Annotated in this window: 15 protein-coding genes and 1 riboswitch; of the genes, 14 read left to right on the forward strand and 1 reads right to left on the reverse strand. The window is 34.6% G+C overall.

Annotation, left to right across the window (positions count from 1 at the left end; all coding sequences use genetic code 11):
- Positions 1-91 precede the first annotated feature (91 nt).
- The 13 genes from CLOST_RS01730 (at position 92) to CLOST_RS01790 (ending at position 13,460) form a co-directional block, all read left to right on the forward strand.
- The gene (locus CLOST_RS01730; protein ID WP_013360540.1) at positions 92-1,459 is read left to right on the forward strand and encodes an MATE family efflux transporter; all 1,368 of its coding nucleotides are present in this window, start codon (positions 92-94) and stop codon (positions 1,457-1,459) included.
- A gap of 57 nt (positions 1,460-1,516) precedes the next feature.
- Positions 1,517-3,151, forward strand: coding sequence for a putative manganese-dependent inorganic diphosphatase (locus tag CLOST_RS01735; protein ID WP_013360541.1), 1,635 nt, complete (start codon positions 1,517-1,519; stop codon positions 3,149-3,151).
- A gap of 18 nt (positions 3,152-3,169) precedes the next feature.
- On the forward strand, positions 3,170-4,198 hold the full coding sequence (locus tag CLOST_RS01740) for a zinc-ribbon domain-containing protein (RefSeq protein ID WP_013360542.1): 1,029 nt from the start codon (positions 3,170-3,172) through the stop codon (positions 4,196-4,198).
- Between the two features lie 49 nt (positions 4,199-4,247).
- The gene (locus tag CLOST_RS01745; protein WP_013360543.1) at positions 4,248-4,805 is read left to right on the forward strand and encodes a LemA family protein; all 558 of its coding nucleotides are present in this window, start codon (positions 4,248-4,250) and stop codon (positions 4,803-4,805) included.
- A gap of 15 nt (positions 4,806-4,820) precedes the next feature.
- Entirely contained in the window at positions 4,821-6,716 is a 1,896-nt protein-coding gene (locus tag CLOST_RS01750) for a DUF2207 domain-containing protein (protein ID WP_013360544.1), read from the forward strand.
- Positions 6,717-6,732: 16 nt separating this feature from the next.
- Positions 6,733-7,215, forward strand: a complete 483-nt coding sequence (locus CLOST_RS01755; RefSeq protein WP_013360545.1) for a GNAT family N-acetyltransferase — start codon at positions 6,733-6,735, stop codon at positions 7,213-7,215.
- Positions 7,216-7,319: 104 nt separating this feature from the next.
- Positions 7,320-8,147, forward strand: a complete 828-nt coding sequence (locus tag CLOST_RS01760) for a ParA family protein (protein ID WP_013360546.1) — start codon at positions 7,320-7,322, stop codon at positions 8,145-8,147.
- A 1-nt stretch (position 8,148) separates the two neighbouring features.
- On the forward strand, positions 8,149-8,622 hold the full coding sequence (locus tag CLOST_RS01765; protein ID WP_013360547.1) for a cytochrome P450 family protein: 474 nt from the start codon (positions 8,149-8,151) through the stop codon (positions 8,620-8,622).
- A 46-nt stretch (positions 8,623-8,668) separates the two neighbouring features.
- Positions 8,669-9,445 carry a hypothetical protein gene (locus CLOST_RS01770; protein ID WP_013360548.1) on the forward strand — a complete coding sequence of 259 codons (777 nt, stop codon included), beginning with the start codon at positions 8,669-8,671 and terminating at the stop codon, positions 9,443-9,445.
- 34 nt (positions 9,446-9,479) lie between these two features.
- Positions 9,480-10,289, forward strand: a complete 810-nt coding sequence (locus tag CLOST_RS01775; RefSeq protein WP_013360549.1) for an MBL fold metallo-hydrolase — start codon at positions 9,480-9,482, stop codon at positions 10,287-10,289.
- A gap of 271 nt (positions 10,290-10,560) precedes the next feature.
- Positions 10,561-11,913: a stalk domain-containing protein gene (locus CLOST_RS13385; RefSeq protein WP_013360550.1), complete on the forward strand. Its 1,353-nt coding sequence runs from the start codon at positions 10,561-10,563 to the stop codon at positions 11,911-11,913.
- Between the two features lie 178 nt (positions 11,914-12,091).
- Positions 12,092-12,937 carry a KPN_02809 family neutral zinc metallopeptidase gene (gene ypfJ, locus CLOST_RS01785; RefSeq protein WP_013360551.1) on the forward strand — a complete coding sequence of 282 codons (846 nt, stop codon included), beginning with the start codon at positions 12,092-12,094 and terminating at the stop codon, positions 12,935-12,937.
- A 22-nt stretch (positions 12,938-12,959) separates the two neighbouring features.
- On the forward strand, positions 12,960-13,460 hold the full coding sequence (locus CLOST_RS01790; RefSeq protein WP_013360552.1) for a type 1 glutamine amidotransferase domain-containing protein: 501 nt from the start codon (positions 12,960-12,962) through the stop codon (positions 13,458-13,460).
- 109 nt (positions 13,461-13,569) lie between these two features.
- Here CLOST_RS01790 and CLOST_RS01795 read toward each other — a convergent pair whose 3' ends face one another.
- Positions 13,570-14,142: a GNAT family N-acetyltransferase gene (locus tag CLOST_RS01795; RefSeq protein WP_013360553.1), complete on the reverse strand. Its 573-nt coding sequence runs from the start codon at positions 14,140-14,142 to the stop codon at positions 13,570-13,572.
- Positions 14,143-14,404: 262 nt separating this feature from the next.
- Between CLOST_RS01795 and CLOST_RS01800 the strand changes: the two genes are divergently transcribed.
- A complete protein-coding gene (locus CLOST_RS01800; protein WP_013360554.1) occupies positions 14,405-16,237 on the forward strand; it encodes a methyl-accepting chemotaxis protein in 1,833 nt (610 codons plus the stop codon).
- A 223-nt stretch (positions 16,238-16,460) separates the two neighbouring features.
- Positions 16,461-16,558: riboswitch (purine riboswitch) on the forward strand.

The following is a 16,558-nucleotide window of genomic DNA, read 5'->3' on the forward strand; positions in this document are numbered from 1 at the left end:
ATAAGACCCCACGAGGTTTAAGATGCAAATCACTAACCAATGCTTTATAATATTATAGACAAATAATATAAAGAATGGTTGATGAAAAACTATGAAAACAAATAACTTGACACAGGGTAGTATTTTAAGCGCATTATTTAAACTAGCCATACCTATAATGGGAACGTCTTTTGTTCAGATGGCTTACAATATGACGGATATGATTTGGGTGGGAAGAGTTGGCTCAAGAGCCGTAGCAGCAGTAGGAACAGCTGGATTTTTTACTTGGCTTGCTATGGCTTTTATCCTTATACCAAAAATAGGTGCTGAGGTCGGAGTAGCTCAGTCTATAGGAAAAAACGATATGAAAGAGGCTAAGGTTTATATCAAGCACACACTTCAAATGATAGTGGTAATTGCTCTGATATATGCACTTTCTCTTATAACATTTAGAAAACCTCTCATAGGATTTTTTAATCTAGGAGAACCAGATATAATCCAAAATGCAATTAATTATTTGGTGATTATATCCTTTGGACTTGTTTTTTATTTTATAAATCCAGTATTTACAGCTATTTTCAACGGCTACGGAGAAAGCAGAACTCCATTTATAATAAATTCAATCGGACTTTTAGTGAATATGGTACTAGACCCACTGCTTATTTTAGGACTAGGACCTATTCCAAGATTAGAGGTAGCTGGAGCAGCTATTGCAACTGTTATAGCGCAAGCAGTAGTTACTATAATATTTGTGCTAAATGTTAGGATGAGACCAGAACTTTTTTCAGGACTTAATCTTTTCAAAGCTCCAGATATGGCTCATATAAATAAAATTTTCAAGCTAGGACTTCCAGTCGCACTTCAAAGCGGATTATTTACTGTATTTGCAATGGTAATAGCTAGAATAATAGCTCAGTGGGGACCGATTCCTATAGCTGTTCAGAAGGTAGGTTCTCAGATTGAGGCTGTTTCGTGGATGACAGCAGGAGGCTTTCAAACTGCGATGAGCACCTTTGTAGGACAAAACTATGGAGCAAAGAACTGGGACAGAATTTCAAAAGGATATATGGTTGGGCTAGCTATTATGACAGTAATTGGAATATTTACAACAGGCTTGCTTTATTTTGGAGCTAGACCTATATTTTCAATATTTATCCCAGAGCCAGAGAGCATAAGCTATGGGGTAGTATACTTAAAAATACTAGCACTTTCTCAGTTTTTTATGTGCATAGAGCTAACTACAGCAGGGGCGTTTAATGGACTGGGAAATACAGTTCCACCATCGATAATAGGTATAATATTCAATGCTCTAAGAATACCAGGAGCACTCATACTTTCAGCTACTAGCCTTGGATTAAACGGTGTATGGTGGGCGATTAGCATTTCAAGTATATTTAAAGGAGTTATTTTAGCTACTTGGTATATGATACTGCTAAAAAAGTCAAATAAAGCTATTGGTGAGGTTGTTTTAGAGCCTTAACTTTATTTACTAAATGTATTACTAAGAAAATGAAAACTTTTATAAAAGGAGAAAATTATGAACAGAGAAATATATATAACGGGACATAAAAATCCAGATACGGACTCAATTGTATCTGCTATTGCCTATGCAAAGCTAAAGCAAAAAAGAAATGGTCTAAATGCGATTCCTGTTAGACTCGGAGAAATCAACAGTGAGACCCAGTTTGTACTAGATTATTTTAAGGTAGAGAAGCCTAGATATATGGATACCATAAAGCCTAGAGTAGGAGATTTGGACATGGATCCAGCATTTTATGCTTCCCCAGAGATTTCTCTAGCAAAAGCAATTAGACTCATCCAATCAAATCACAACAACAACATAGCTGTAGTAGATGATTCAAACAACTTAGTTGGAGTAGTAAGTCTTTCAAATATTACAGCCTGCTACTTGGATGTTTGGGATGATGCAATAATTAAAAATTCAAATACTCCTCTTGAAAACATAGTGGAAACTTTATCGGGTGAACTGCTGTATACACCAGAAGACATACGTTCATTTGGATTCATGCATGTATATGCTATGACTCCTCAAAAAGCAGAGGAATTTATAAGTGAAGGAGATATAGTAATAGTAGGAGACCGCTCAGATGCTCAGCTAGATGCAATAAATAGAAATGTCTCTGTGCTGATTCTAACTGGAGGCTGTGAGATTGAGCCAAGTATACTATCTGAAGCTGAGAAGCGAAATATTGTGGTCTTAAGAACCAACTTCAACAGCTTTATGGCAGCTAGACTTCTTCCTCAATCAGTACCTATAAGCTATGTAATGACTACGGAAAACATAGTGACCTTTGATTTGGATGATTTTGTGGAGGATGTTCAGAAAATCATGGGAGAAACTAGGTACAGAAGCTATCCCGTGATAGATGAAACAGGACATGTTGCTGGAAATATTTCGAGATTTCACCTTATCTCAAATCCTCAAAAAGAGCTGATACTAGTAGACCATAACGAGAAAAACCAGTCTATACCAGGGATAGACTATGCAAGAATCACAGAAATAATAGACCATCATAGGATAGCAAACATAACTACAGGACATCCTGTGTTTTTTAGAAATGAAACAGTAGGAAGTACGTCTACTATAATTTCAAAAATGTATATAGAGCAGGGTATAAGACCAGAGCAATCAATTGCGGGTATCCTAAGCGCCGCTATAATATCTGATACTCTTATGCTAAGAAGCCCTACAGCTACTGAGCTAGATAGACAAATGCTAGAAAGAATGTCAAAAATAGCAGGAATAGATATAGAAACCTTTGCAAAAGATATGTTTAGAGCAGGGACATCATTAGAAGAAAAAGAGCCTGTGGATTTATTAAGAGGAGATGTAAAAGAATTTATAATAAGTGGCAAAAGAGTAAGAATAGCACAGGTTATGACTATGGACTTAGATAGTCTAGAGGGCATCAGACTCGCTCTTATTGAAAAAATGACTGAGCTTAGACTTGCTGGTGGAGAAGATGATTTTGTCCTTGTGCTTACTGACATACTGAAGGAAACTTCAAAATTTATAGTAGTAGGACCAGATGCAGAAAGTATAGCTAGAAGCTTTGATGCTGAGCTAGTTGACAGTACCTTCTTAGCACCTGGAGTACTATCTAGAAAGAAACAAGTAGTACCAAAGATAACTCAAGCTTTAGAAAAATAATCAAAGTGGAGGGAAGCTATGGGAGATTCAAAGTTTTGTATGAATTGTGGAGCAAAAACTCAGCCAGAGGATGTATTTTGTGAAAGCTGTGGACAAAAATTAGAAGCTGATGATTACGAAAATAAGCCAGAAGTAAGGGAAGAAAGAAGTCCATATCCAAAACAAGAAGATAGCATTGTACCACCTGCTAGGCAAGCAGCTAGAGAACCTTTTAGGGAGCCTTTTCCAGAAAGACCTAAGAAAAAAAGAAACTCAGGGGTGATAGCAGTAGTAGCGCTTCTAGTAATAGTAATTTTTGGTGGAGGCTACTGGTTTTTTTCGCAAAAAGGGGAAAATGATAATATAGCAGACCAGCCAAATCAAAATGCAGACTCTTCAAATCAAAATTCCGAGGCTTCAAATGAGGGAACTGGAGAAACTCAGCAAACCGAGCTTACATCGTCTCAGCTAGATTTGACAAAGGCTAGGACCTATTTATCTACACCAGGATATAAGTCCACATTCTTTGTAAACTATCCAGATGGAATGGCAGGTGTAGTTGAGAGATTTAGCGGAAGAGGACCAAATGCAAATGAAGGAGTAATAGTTTCAGAGGTCGAAGTAGTAAGAGAAAATGGAGAGGACTACGGATATGGGTTTCATTATGTGACTCGCCAAGATGGAAGCTATTACATTTTGGATTCCACACCATTTGAAATCTACTCTCATCTTAAGGATGATTTATCCATAGGAAAGACATGGAGCTATGAGGATGAAGTGTTTGGCGATATAGTTTGGACAGTTATGGATATGGGAGTGGACTTGGATTTAGGCTTTGAAAAATTCAGCAACTGCCTTGTAGTAAAAGAAGACAATCAAGCAGCTGGGTTTGTAACAATTGCTTACTACGCTCCAGGTAGTGGAATGATTTACTCTACTGATGCAAGTGGAAACAACGATTACTACAAGATGACTGCAAAAGAGCAAATAGGAACAGAGCAAGCAGAAAGTCAAATAGTTAAATGGTGTCCTAATTATTTAGAAATTAAAGATGATAGGACTCAGTAGCTTAGAAATTTTGATAGTAAAATTTGAGTTAGATTAAGGGGGAAAAGTTATGGTAGGAATGATAGTTTTGGGGCTTATAGTTTTTGGAGTTGTAGGCTTTGTTATTCAGATTTACAACAATTTGGTGCAATTAAGACAAAGGGTTAAAAACGCTTGGTCTCAAGTGGATGTACAGCTAAAAAGAAGATATGATTTGATTCCAAACCTTGTAAATACAGTAAAAGGCTATGCTGAGCATGAAAAAACAACACTAGAAAATGTAACAAAAGCTAGAACAATGGCTATGAATGCAGGGACTGTTCAGGAACAGACTCAAGCAGAAAACATGCTAACAGGGGCTCTTCGCTCTTTATTTGCTGTAGCGGAAGCTTATCCAGAGCTAAAAGCAAACACAAATTTCTTACAGCTTCAAGCAGAGCTGAGCGATACAGAAAGCAAAATTGCTTTTTCACGCCAGTTTTATAATGATACAGTTCAAAAATTCAATACAAGCATAGAGGTATTCCCTAATAGCCTTATAGCTGGGAATATGGGCTTTACTCCTGCTGATTATTTCACACTTCAGGATGAACCAGAAGCTAGAGAAACAGTAAAGGTGGAATTTTAGGAAGGAGAATTTGCTATGGACAAAAGCTTTTCCTCGTATAGCCTAAAATTAAATAAAGTAATAATAATCTTGACTATAGTATTGATGACCTTAATACCGAATCAAGCGTTTGCTGATAGAAGCCTAAGTATGAGAAGTCTATACATTGATGCCCAGCTCTTGCCTGATGCTTCAATGATGGTGACAGAAAAAATAACTGTGGAATTTAATGAGCAGTGGAATGGATTTTATGTCAAAATTCCAGAAGGAACTACGCCTATAGTAGATGTGTCAGTTAGTGAAAGTGGCCAGCCCTATACCTATAATCCAGGCACTGAATATGGTCCACCAGGAACCTTCCTCACTAAAAAAGAAGGAAGTGACATCCTTATAGACTGGAGCATAGATGCCTACGACCAGACGAGAACTTTTGAGCTTTCCTATACTGTGGTAAATGCTGTAAAAATTCACAATGACGTTGCAGAGCTATATAGAAAATTTGTAGGTGATGCAAATGGCAATAAAATAAACGATGTGCAGGTTAATCTTAGCCTTCCATCTGGAGCAGAAAGCTATGTCCAAGGTCAAGACATTAGGATTTGGGGACATGGCCCTTTAGATGGGGTTGTAGAATTCACTCAAAATAATGGGGTGATTTGGAAAACTCAGAATCTATCTCCCTACACCTTTGTAGAAGGAAGAGTAGTAATGCCTACAGCACTTTTTTCTGATGCCCCTAGAGAAGCCTACACAAACCAAATGGCCTTAGGGAGTATATTATCAGAAGAGCAAGCAAATGCAGACAAAGCAAATAAAGAAAGACAAAGAGCTAGATTTGAGCTAGGAGGAGCTGCAGGAATATTAGCAGCTACTATAGGGGCTCTTATATATTTATGGAGAAGGTTCGGAAGAAAATATAAATCGAATTTTGAAGGTGACTACTATAGAGACCTTCCAGCAGACTATAGCCCAGCTGAGCTAAGTATCCTTTGGAATTACAAAAAAATGAAGCCAGAGGATATAACAGCGACTATTTTGGACCTAGCAAGAAGAAAATTTCTATACCTAGAAGAAGATAAAGTAGAAGTAAAAAAACTCATAGGAACTAAGGAAGTCACAACCTACAAGCTTACATTTATGCCTGATCCTGAGCCTGGAAGCTTTAGGAATCCAGAAGATGCTGTACTCAAAAGGCATGAGAAAAGATTACTTGACTACCTCAAAAACGACATAGGGGGAAGACAGCCCTTTATTCATCTTACAGAAATAGAGGATTATGCTAAGAAATATGGAGAAGAGTTCTATAAATTCTGGCAAAGCTGGACAGAGGATATAGAAATTACTACAGCAAAATATAGTTTCTTTGATGAAAACAAAGCCCTATATAAATATTCTGCAATCGGTGGAATTTTGATAATTGCGCTTGGTATTTTTACTACCTTTAAAATGCTTGCGATTGGGATTGCTCTAGTGATATCAGGGCTTATGATATTGCTAGTACCTCAGCTATTTAGAAGACGCTCTCCAAATGGTCAGGACGACTACGTAAAGTGGAAAGCATTTAAAAAATTTCTAGAGCATTTTTCTGAGATGCAAAGACATGAAATTCCAAGCCTTATAATTTGGGAACATTACCTTGTATATGCAGTCACTTTAGGGGTTGCAAAAGAAGTAATAAAACAACTAGAGCTGGTATTTCCTAATATGACCGATGGAGACTATCGCTTTGGATATGGCTGGATGAATTACTCATCCTACGGAAGCTTTAGAGCATTTAACGATTCATTTGATATGGTAGGAAATTCAATAGACAAAGCATTTTCATCAGCCCAAAAAGCTGTCAGCAAATCATCCACAGGAGGAGGCTCAGGAGGAGGTTTCTCGGGCGGTGGCGGTGGCGGCGGTGGAGGCGGAAGCTACGGTGGCCGATAAAAAGGGGAGATTGTATATGGATATAGAAATTAAATTAGGTTACGACTCGCCTAAGGAAGTTTTAGCACTGTTTTCTGAGTATATGGAAATGCTCATAGCAGGGGATAGCACGTTCAAAAAATATTTGGAAATTCAAAATTACGACGATGAAATTAAAGACCTTGAGAAAAAATATGGACTACCCAGAGCAAGACTATACCTTGCATATGTAGATGGGAAAGTCGCGGGTTGCATAGCGCTAAAGGAGCTAGACGGTGAGAACTGCGAAGTCAAAAGGCTCTATGTTAGACCCGAATTTAGAGGGCTTAAGCTTGGAAATTTATTAATCCAGAAAATTATTGATGAGGCAAAAGAAATAGGCTACAAAGCAATGCTATTAGACACGCTTCCGTTTTTAAAAAGTGCAATTGTGCTTTATAAAAATTTCGGATTTTATGAAATACCTAGCTACAATAATAACCCTATGGACACGTTGATTTATATGAAGCTAGACCTATGAATATTGAAATGGTATTATGGACTAGAAAATGAAACGATTAAATGTATTATATATATGGTTAAATATTGGTGAATAGATAGTGCTGAAATGAAGGGGGAGTCAAGATGGCTAAAACTATTGCATTTATTAATATGAAAGGTGGAGTAGGAAAGACAACTCTAGCAGTAAATATGGCTTATGCGTTGGCAAAAATTCATGGCAAAAAAGTACTTTTAATAGATATCGATCCACAGATGAATTCGACTCAGTACTGTTTATCTCAAGAAGCTCTTACTCAGCTTGTGGAAGAGCCAAATAGAACAATTTTTGGGTTTATGAACCAGCAATATCAAGTAAAAGCAACATTGAAAAAATATACCCAAGATGAACCACTAGAGAATCTTACAATAAATGTAGATGGAGTTTTTGATATAGTTGCATCTCATATGAAGTTAATGGAAATAAACTTAGATCAACGCCCGTATAAATTAAGGCAATATATAAATAATCACTTTGCATCAAAATACGATGTTATTATTTTGGATTGTCCACCGACTATTTCTGAGTACACAAAAATGGGATTGCTCGCGGCAGATAGCTATGTAGTGCCAATGAAAGCAGATGCATTTTCTATGTTTGGACTTCCAATGCTACAAAACTATATAGATAGTCATATATACGGGGAGTTTGGTCATGAAATAAATTTTATAGGAATAATACTTAATATGGTAATACCTAGTCGTTTAATTTATAAAAAAGTAAAAGATAAGCTAAAAAACGATTGGAAAGACTATATTTTCATGAATGAAATTCCTTATAGAGAAGTCATAGTTAAAGGTTTAGATGATGAGTTAAATAAAAATAAATATATTGTTGATATGACAGTTGAAACTGAACTGAGAAAAAACATTGAAGAGCTTTCATTAGAACTAATTCAGAGAGGACGATTATAAAATGAAAGATGAAACTAAAAATGATATTTATGACCTATTAGATTTGCTAAACAAACTATATTCGCTTTCATTTCTTTCTGATAAGGATAGATTGAATGAAGTGAGAAATGAAATAATGTCAACTATGTCAATATCAACTAACTCTCTGGAGCAGAAGGTTAGGGAAGCTGATGAATCATTATATTCAATGGAAAACATAGTTAACATACTTGAAGAAATGAAAAAAATCAGAAGAAAAGATAAGATGATGAGTTTTTTAATGGAGCTAGATATAAAACCGTATGACAAAAAACTATCCTTAGATGATATGAGAGGTAGAGCTATAGTAGAACTAATCGAAAGAGGATTAGTTAAAAATGACGAAAAAACATTAAAAACAAATTCGAAAAATAAATCATCAGCAAAAACTGACAAAAAAGACTTTATGGATATGTGGTTAGATTTTTATAAGCAAAATAAAGCAAATAAAAAATAAGTAGAGACTAAGTTAGAATCTACGAACTCCAGCCAAAGGAGATGCTATGAATCTTAGAGAAGAAGCTGAATTTAATAATATTAGAGATTTTTTAAATGAAAATTATAGTATTGATGTTGATTTAGAAAATGAAAATCCAGGCTCTTTAATGGATATGGCAGTCAAATTATTTTTGAGTCTAAATACATGGGAAAACTATATTTATAATGCTGAGATTATGGATGATAGTATGAAATCCATGTTCAAGGAGTGTATTTCAAATACTTTACATATAATAGTGTTTTCAGCGCTTAAGATGAGACTGCCTTTATTGATGATGATAAATAGAACCCTAGAATTAATGGCTTTATTTTTCTTTGATAGTAAAGTTAACCATGAATTATTAGAACTAGGTTTAGTTTTCGAGAATATAAATTATAGAAATATTTTGATAGATAAATATGAATTTGAAAGAAAATATGATATAGATTTAGAAAAAGCTGTGGTATTTTGCGATGATATGACTCATAGATGTAATGCTCAATACAGAGAATTGTCAAACCATCTTAGCTTTAAAAATTCACAATATTACTCTAATGAAAAGTGTTTAGACATAATGAACTGGACAAATTTAGATGTAATATACATATCAAATCAAATAAGTCTAATGAGTAGCATTATAAATAGTCTTATGATATTACTGCATTTTGAAATCTATATTGAAACAATTCCAGAACTTGAAAAACTTTTTATACGAAATGCTATAAATAATAATCTCAAAATAAATGATGATAAAAAATACGATTTTAAAAATAAAATTATAGACATATTTGGAGAAATATAAATAATATCTATCCAATTCGCTGGAGGAGGGACTAATGAAACTAACAGTTTTAGTAGATAACAACACGTTTATAGACCAGTATTATCTAGGCGAACCTGCCGTGAGCTACTATATAGAAGATGAAGAAATTAGGCTCCTCTTTGATACGGGTTATTCTGATATATTTATTTCTAATGCAAAGCTTCTAAATATAGATTTAGAAAAACTGACTCATATAGCTTTATCGCACGGGCATAACGACCACACGAGAGGCCTTGTGTATCTTAAAGATAAATATGATTTATCGCAGGTAGAAGTCATTGCTCATCCAGATTGCTTTTATCCAAAATACTATGATGAAGAATCTATAGGCTCAGAAATATCTCTAGAGCAGATAGAAAAAATATCTAAACTAAAGCTTTCTAAAGAGCCATATGAAATAAGTGAGAGATTAATCTTCTTAGGAGAAATACCTCAGTATTTAGCTTTTGAGCCAAGAATACCAATTGGTAAAACTATAATAAATGGGAATTTTGAGATTGACACTTTGCTCGATGACACGGCAATAGTATATAAAGCGAAATCTGGACTGTTCATTATTACAGGATGCTCCCACAGTGGTATTTGCAATATAATTGAGCATGCTAAAAAAGTATGTAGCTCAGACAAAATCCTAGGTGTTATAGGTGGATTTCATATGTTTGACTGCGATGAAAGACTAGCTGCTACCGTAGACTACTTAAAAAATGAGAATATACCTATGCTATACCCAGGTCACTGCATTTCTTTTCAAGCTAAGGCTAAAATGAATAATGCTTTGAAGGTACATGATGTAGGGGTAGGGCTTACAATTGAATTAGAGTAAATTTCCACACTTGTTGCAGTAAATAGCATCTGCAGTATGATCTTCTGAAAAACAATTTGGGCAGGTAGCAAGTCATAAATTGCAATCGTATACTTTATCTTAGATTGAACTATAAGACGATGATTAAAATTTATTAAGCATCTATTAATTTCATAAAAATTATTCATATTATCAAATATATATTTGTAATTTATTTATTAGAGATCTAATAAGGGTATAAATATATATCAATATATCCTATGAATTATTAAGTTTTAAGGAGGGTGATTTTATGAAAAAAACTTGGCAATACTTATTTTTAGTAGCTTTGATTGTTATAACTTTACCAAACTTGTCATTTGCTCAAAATATGGCAACGGTTGAAATCAATGGGATAAAGCTTGTAATGGATGAGCCACCAACACTTGTGAACGGAAGAACCTTAGTTCCGCTAAGAGCTATATTTGAAGCTTTGAATGTTACACCGATGTGGGACCCGTCTACCAAAACTGTTACAGCAAAAACTGATAAAGTGGATATGAAACTCAAAATTGGAAGTACAAATGCAGTTGTGAATGGACAAAGTGTAAGTCTTGATGTGCCAGGGACTCTTGTAAATGGAAGAACTATGGTGCCAGCGAGGTTCATAGCAGAGACACTAGGAGCACAAGTTGATTGGGATGCAAATACCAAAACAGTTAAAATAGTATCAGCTGATGCCCAGACTTCAGTATCTGACACGCAAAATAAGCCAGATGCGAAAACAATCCAAGCTAATTCGTATGCTCATATGAAGAATTTTATGAACCAGTTTGAAAATAGCAGATTTAATGAAGTTATAAAGCTTGGAAATATTGAAACCTATCGCATGGAGCTTTCTGATACCACTTTGGTAGTAGATATGACGTTTAAGGAAGATGCTCAGTATGACCCAAAGACAAACACTATAACCTTGAAAAAGGATCCTTCAGCAATTGCACCATCTGATGATATGGATATGGGGCAGCTGATTTGGCATGAGATTTCTCATAAGATTGAAGATGAGAATGGTGACATAGGATATTTTGACAGTAAGCTTTATGGCGAAAGAAATATAGAATACATGAAAAATATAATACAGGTAGCATTACCTAAGCTAGAGCAACTAGAACGTTACAATGGTGACGATGCAGAGCATATCAAAAAGCTATGGTCAAACTTTGAAAAGGCTTATGAGGATGCGCTAAAGCTTCCAGAAACACAGGCTTATCCTCCAGATAAAGAAATGCTAAAAAAATGGTTTGGATTTAGTGTAGATAAAGAATCTATTCTAGAGTTTTATAAGAGTGGAAAAGGTGGAGAAAATATCAAAAAAGCTTTAAATCCTCAAATTGCTTCAGTATGGTCAGGGGCCTGGGATACAGAGTTTGGAGTTTTAGTAATGACTCAAAGTGGAAATAATGTGTCAGGTAGCTATTCTCATGATGTGGGAAGTCTTGCTGGAACAGTGAGTGGCAATACTCTATCAGGTACATGGATAGAAAATGACGATGAGGGAACTTTTACATTTATAATGAACGAAGATGAAAAATCCTTTAGTGGGTCATGGCAAGAAACTAGCCCAGACCCTAACCAAGGTGGAGGCTGGGACGGAACAAAGCAGTAGAATCAATAGGTAGAATCAATAGGAACGGTTCTTTTTGATTCTAGGTTGGATTGCCTATAGAAGAAAACTCTTAGTATTATGCTGAGAGTTTTTTGCTTTTAAGAAAGATATTCTAGGGTAAATGTTAATATACGGGAAGATTAATTAGGTAGCTTAAAATAGAGAAAGGAGGCAGTATATGAAATGGAAGGGAAGAGCTAAAAGCTCTAATGTTGAGGATAGAAGAGGAAGAGGCGTAGGAGGAGCCGCTATTGGTGGCTTGGGAGGCTTTGGTATCATAATAATGATTATCTATGCATTACTAGGAGGAAATCCTGGAGACATAATGCAAAGCATAGATCCTGGTCAAACTCAAAGCGTGCCTTATGAAGCTACTCAGGAAGAGGAAGAGCTTGCTGAATTTGTGTCAGTTGTTTTAGCCGACACTGAGGTGGTATGGAATGATATCTTTGCTGATTTGGGCAAAGAATACAATGAACCAAAGCTCGTTCTTTTTACTGGTAGCGTACAGTCAGCCTGCGGAGTGGCAGGAGCATCAACAGGGCCGTTTTACTGTCCAGGAGACAAAAATGTTTATATTGACCTTAGCTTTTACAACGAACTAAAGACCCAGTTCAAAGCTCCAGGGGACTTTGCTATGGCCTATGTAATAGCTCATGAGGTGGGTCATCATATTCAAAATGAGCTTGGAATAATAGCTCAGATGGATGAAATTAGAGGAAAAGTGAGTAAGGAAGAGTACAACAAATACAATGTAAGGCTAGAACTGCAAGCAGATTATTTAGCAGGAGTTTGGGCTAACCATGTTCAGGGACAAAATCTTTTAGAAGAAGGAGATTTAGAAGAAGCACTGACTGCAGCAAGCGCTGTAGGAGACGATAGAATACAGATGCAATCTCAAGGCTACGTGGTTCCAGATAGCTTTACTCACGGAACCTCAGAGCAAAGAAAACGATGGTTTTTTAAAGGCTATGAAGCAGGAGATTTAAGTCAATGGGATACTTTCGGTGCAAATGAACTATAATAGAAAAAGGAGAGATAGTAAAATGAAAAAAGTAATGATATTAATTGAGAACCTTTTTGATGAGCAAGAGCTAATTTATCCATATCATAGACTAAGAGAAGATTTTGAAGTCGTATTAGTAGGTAGTAAAAAAGATGAAGCATATAAGTCAAAAGCTGGCTTTAGTCTAAAATCAGATTTAGCCTCTGAAGAAATCAATCCTGAGGAGTATGAGGCTCTTTTTATACCAGGAGGGTTTTCCCCGGATTATATGAGAAGAACAGAGGCAACCGTAAATCTAGTAAAAATGTTCATAAAAACAGGTAAGCCTGTAGCTGCGATATGTCATGGACCATGGATGCTAGCATCTGCAGATGCTATAAAAGATAAAGAAGTAACTAGCTTTTTCTCAATAAAAAACGATATGATTCATGCTGGCGGAATATGGATTGATAAGGAAGTAGTTGTATCAGATAATATTTTGACCTCTAGAAATCCAGGGGATTTGCCAGCCCTTATGAAAAAAATTGTTGAAATGATTTGATAAGAGGTTATTTTTATAAAGATAGATTAAGAATCGCAAACCTTAATTATATTAATAAAAACCGGTTCATTTTGATTTAGTAAAAGTCAAAATGGGCCGGTTTAATTTTTTATATAGTAGAGCCTAATGTTTTTTTCTTCATATCATAGCCTAGCTCATAGTAATGATTGTTATTAAAATCAAAATTCTTTATCACATCTAATCCAAGCTTTCTTGTATGAGCCTCGTAAGAGCGAGGATTGATATGATTTATAAAAGTAATCATAATAGGGTATCTTTTTTCCATCTGCTGCCTAGAAAACTCGAATAAATTAGCAAGCACTTCGGTTCCTCTGTAGGCTTTGTCTATGCATATAGGTCCATATTGATAAGAATTTTTTGTGCTAAGAACTTCTCCTAAATAAGTAGTACTAGGCAAATCCTCTATCATAAATTGGAACAAAGGCCACTTTGACCAAAACTCCCACGACGCCGCCATCGCATATCCTATAACGCCTAATGAGTCGCAAGCTATGGCAAGCCCATTTTCTTTTTCTATTATTTCCTTAAATTGTTCATGTGTAAATAAGGTAGTAACAAACCCATCCTTCTTATCCTGTTCATCAATAGTGGACACGTGGTATTTCTGCTGGAGCCTTGCAACTGCTTCGATATCATCAATAGTAGCATTTCTGTAAATCATAAGGTGCATCTCCCTTCGATATCATTTATCTATATTATATAACAAATAAAAGATAATTAAATTGTTAAATTAAATTTATAATCAATATAATTTATTAAATATATGTTAAATTTGCCGATATTAAATACATAAATATGGGTATTTAGATATAAATAATTAATTCCTATATTGTAACTTTTCATTATATTGTAACTTAAGGTACACTTTTTTTTAATCACTTTTGTTAGACTTAAATAATAAACTATTTTGAATGGAGGAGAAGATGAAAGAAAAATTTATCAAAACTAAGGGAGTAAAGCAAGAGGAAACAACGAGGAATTTGGAAGAATTAAAAAAGGGCAAAGGTTCAAAGTTTAAAAATGATAAAAAAATTAGAAATTCGATTTCTGTAAAAGCGAGGATACTGATTATTATAGTTGCTTTAGGTCTTATAACAATAGCGTCGGGGATTTACTCTGTATATAATCTAAATAATGTTCAAAAAGGATCAACCAAAATAAATGAAGTTGGAATTAGAAATATGATAGATTTTGATGAAATAGCTGGAGGTACTCATAGAATCCAGAAACTTGTATATCACATAGGAAACTCAAAGAGCGATAAAGAAATAAAGGAATATGAGGAAGAACTTTCCGGTGCATATGAAGATATGATGTATTACGCAGAAGAAGCTCTAGGAAATGCCGAAAAAGATAAGAAAGAAATAGTAAATAGAATGACAGAAAATATAAAAGCTTTATATGAAAATGCTCAAAAGAGCGTTAATGCAGTAAAATCTGATAATTTAGAAGGCTTTTATTCAAATATTGAAGCAAATAAAGAAGTAAGCAAAAAAATTGAAGAGGATGTCTATGAATTAATAGTAGCAAACGATGATGTAATAAAAGAAGTTTTAAAAAATCAGTTAGATATGCTAAAACAATCTCAAATGATTGCTTTAGGACTTGCAGTAGCTACTTTGATATTAATTGCGTTTGGAATATTAAATATTAGATCGTATATAGTTATACCACTTAGAAATCTAGAAACAAAATTAACAGAAATAATATCTGGAGTTGAAGCGAAAAAAGGCGATCTATCTAGCAGAGTTAATATAAAAGTAAATGATGAGATAGGTAGGGTTGGTATAAATATCAATAAATTTATAGAAACTCTAGAACAAATAATATCAAAATTGACAGTAAACACTCAGGACATGTACAATGTCATTGAAAATGTAATAGGAAAAATTGAAAAGGCAGACACTAGTGTAAGCGATATATCAGCATTGATGGAACAATTAGCGGCATCTACTCAAGAAGTATCTGCAACGGTAGAAAGTGTAAGTTCGGAAACTGATGAAGCTCATTCGGAAGTGGTTGAAATGAATAATGAAACTATAAATCTTTTAGAATATTCGAAAATCATGAAATCTAGAGCGGAAGAAATGAAAAAAGCGGCACTAGAAACTAAAGAAGGTACAGGAAGTGTAGTAGTAGAAATAGTTGAAAAATTAGATTCTGCTATAGAAAACAGTAAGAGTATAGCTCAGATTAACAATCTAACTCAAGATATTTTAGCCATTTCTGAACAGACAAATCTATTATCACTAAACGCATCTATTGAAGCAGCAAGAGCAGGAGAAGCAGGTAGAGGGTTTGCTGTGGTAGCTGGACAAATCAGAGAGCTTGCAGATTCGAGCAAGGATGCAGCTAGCAATATTCAACAATTAAATTCAGAAATAGTTGGAACAGTAGAACAATTAATAGATAACTCAAAAAATATGATTAAATATATTAATGAGACTATACTTGAAGATTACGATAGCTTTGTAGATATGGGATTGAAATATGACCAAGATGCTTCTCATATAAACGAAATTATGAATGATTTTAATTTAAAAAATCAGAAGCTAACTGGTGTAATGGAAATGATAGCACAGAAAATGACAGGTATTTCGGATACAATGGAAGAAAGCAGTAGGGGAGTTATGAGCGCTGCGACAAATGTAACTGAATTAGTGGAAGGCATAAATGACATTCATGTAAATATGGATAAGAATGAATCTATAGCTAAATCCTTGAAAAATGAAACTGATGGATTTGTTCTAAAATAGATGGAACTTATATTTTGCTGAGTTGAAGTTAGTATAAATTTAATTTCTACAAATAATGGAACATTCTATAAAAAAATGAAAATATGGATTATAGATAAAGTAATATAGCTTATAGTTCGGAATTATACGAACAATAAGCTATAATTTTTTGAAAAATATATGAAAAAACACTTGATTTATTGTAATATATCCATTAAAATTAAATCATGAATATTAAAAGACGAATAATAAAGTAAAAAAGCCTGATATAATCCGGTAATATGGTCCGGAGTTTCTACAAAAAGCCGTAAACTTTTTACTATTGGGTGAGGGTAACAAATG

It is taken from the genome of Acetoanaerobium sticklandii, from assembly GCF_000196455.1.
In the GTDB taxonomy this organism is placed as follows: domain Bacteria; phylum Bacillota; class Clostridia; order Peptostreptococcales; family Filifactoraceae; genus Acetoanaerobium; species Acetoanaerobium sticklandii.

Coding starts and splice junctions, on each gene's coding strand:
- CLOST_RS01730 (WP_013360540.1), top strand. CDS start 92: ATGAAAACAAATAACTTGACACAGGGTAGTATTTTAAGCGCATTATTT.
- CLOST_RS01735 (WP_013360541.1), top strand. CDS start 1,517: ATGAACAGAGAAATATATATAACGGGACATAAAAATCCAGATACGGAC.
- CLOST_RS01740 (WP_013360542.1), top strand. CDS start 3,170: ATGGGAGATTCAAAGTTTTGTATGAATTGTGGAGCAAAAACTCAGCCA.
- CLOST_RS01745 (WP_013360543.1), top strand. CDS start 4,248: ATGGTAGGAATGATAGTTTTGGGGCTTATAGTTTTTGGAGTTGTAGGC.
- CLOST_RS01750 (WP_013360544.1), top strand. CDS start 4,821: ATGGACAAAAGCTTTTCCTCGTATAGCCTAAAATTAAATAAAGTAATA.
- CLOST_RS01755 (WP_013360545.1), top strand. CDS start 6,733: ATGGATATAGAAATTAAATTAGGTTACGACTCGCCTAAGGAAGTTTTA.
- CLOST_RS01760 (WP_013360546.1), top strand. CDS start 7,320: ATGGCTAAAACTATTGCATTTATTAATATGAAAGGTGGAGTAGGAAAG.
- CLOST_RS01765 (WP_013360547.1), top strand. CDS start 8,149: ATGAAAGATGAAACTAAAAATGATATTTATGACCTATTAGATTTGCTA.
- CLOST_RS01770 (WP_013360548.1), top strand. CDS start 8,669: ATGAATCTTAGAGAAGAAGCTGAATTTAATAATATTAGAGATTTTTTA.
- CLOST_RS01775 (WP_013360549.1), top strand. CDS start 9,480: ATGAAACTAACAGTTTTAGTAGATAACAACACGTTTATAGACCAGTAT.
- CLOST_RS13385 (WP_013360550.1), top strand. CDS start 10,561: ATGAAAAAAACTTGGCAATACTTATTTTTAGTAGCTTTGATTGTTATA.
- ypfJ (WP_013360551.1), top strand. CDS start 12,092: ATGAAATGGAAGGGAAGAGCTAAAAGCTCTAATGTTGAGGATAGAAGA.
- CLOST_RS01790 (WP_013360552.1), top strand. CDS start 12,960: ATGAAAAAAGTAATGATATTAATTGAGAACCTTTTTGATGAGCAAGAG.
- CLOST_RS01795 (WP_013360553.1), bottom strand. CDS start 14,142: ATGATTTACAGAAATGCTACTATTGATGATATCGAAGCAGTTGCAAGG.
- CLOST_RS01800 (WP_013360554.1), top strand. CDS start 14,405: ATGAAAGAAAAATTTATCAAAACTAAGGGAGTAAAGCAAGAGGAAACA.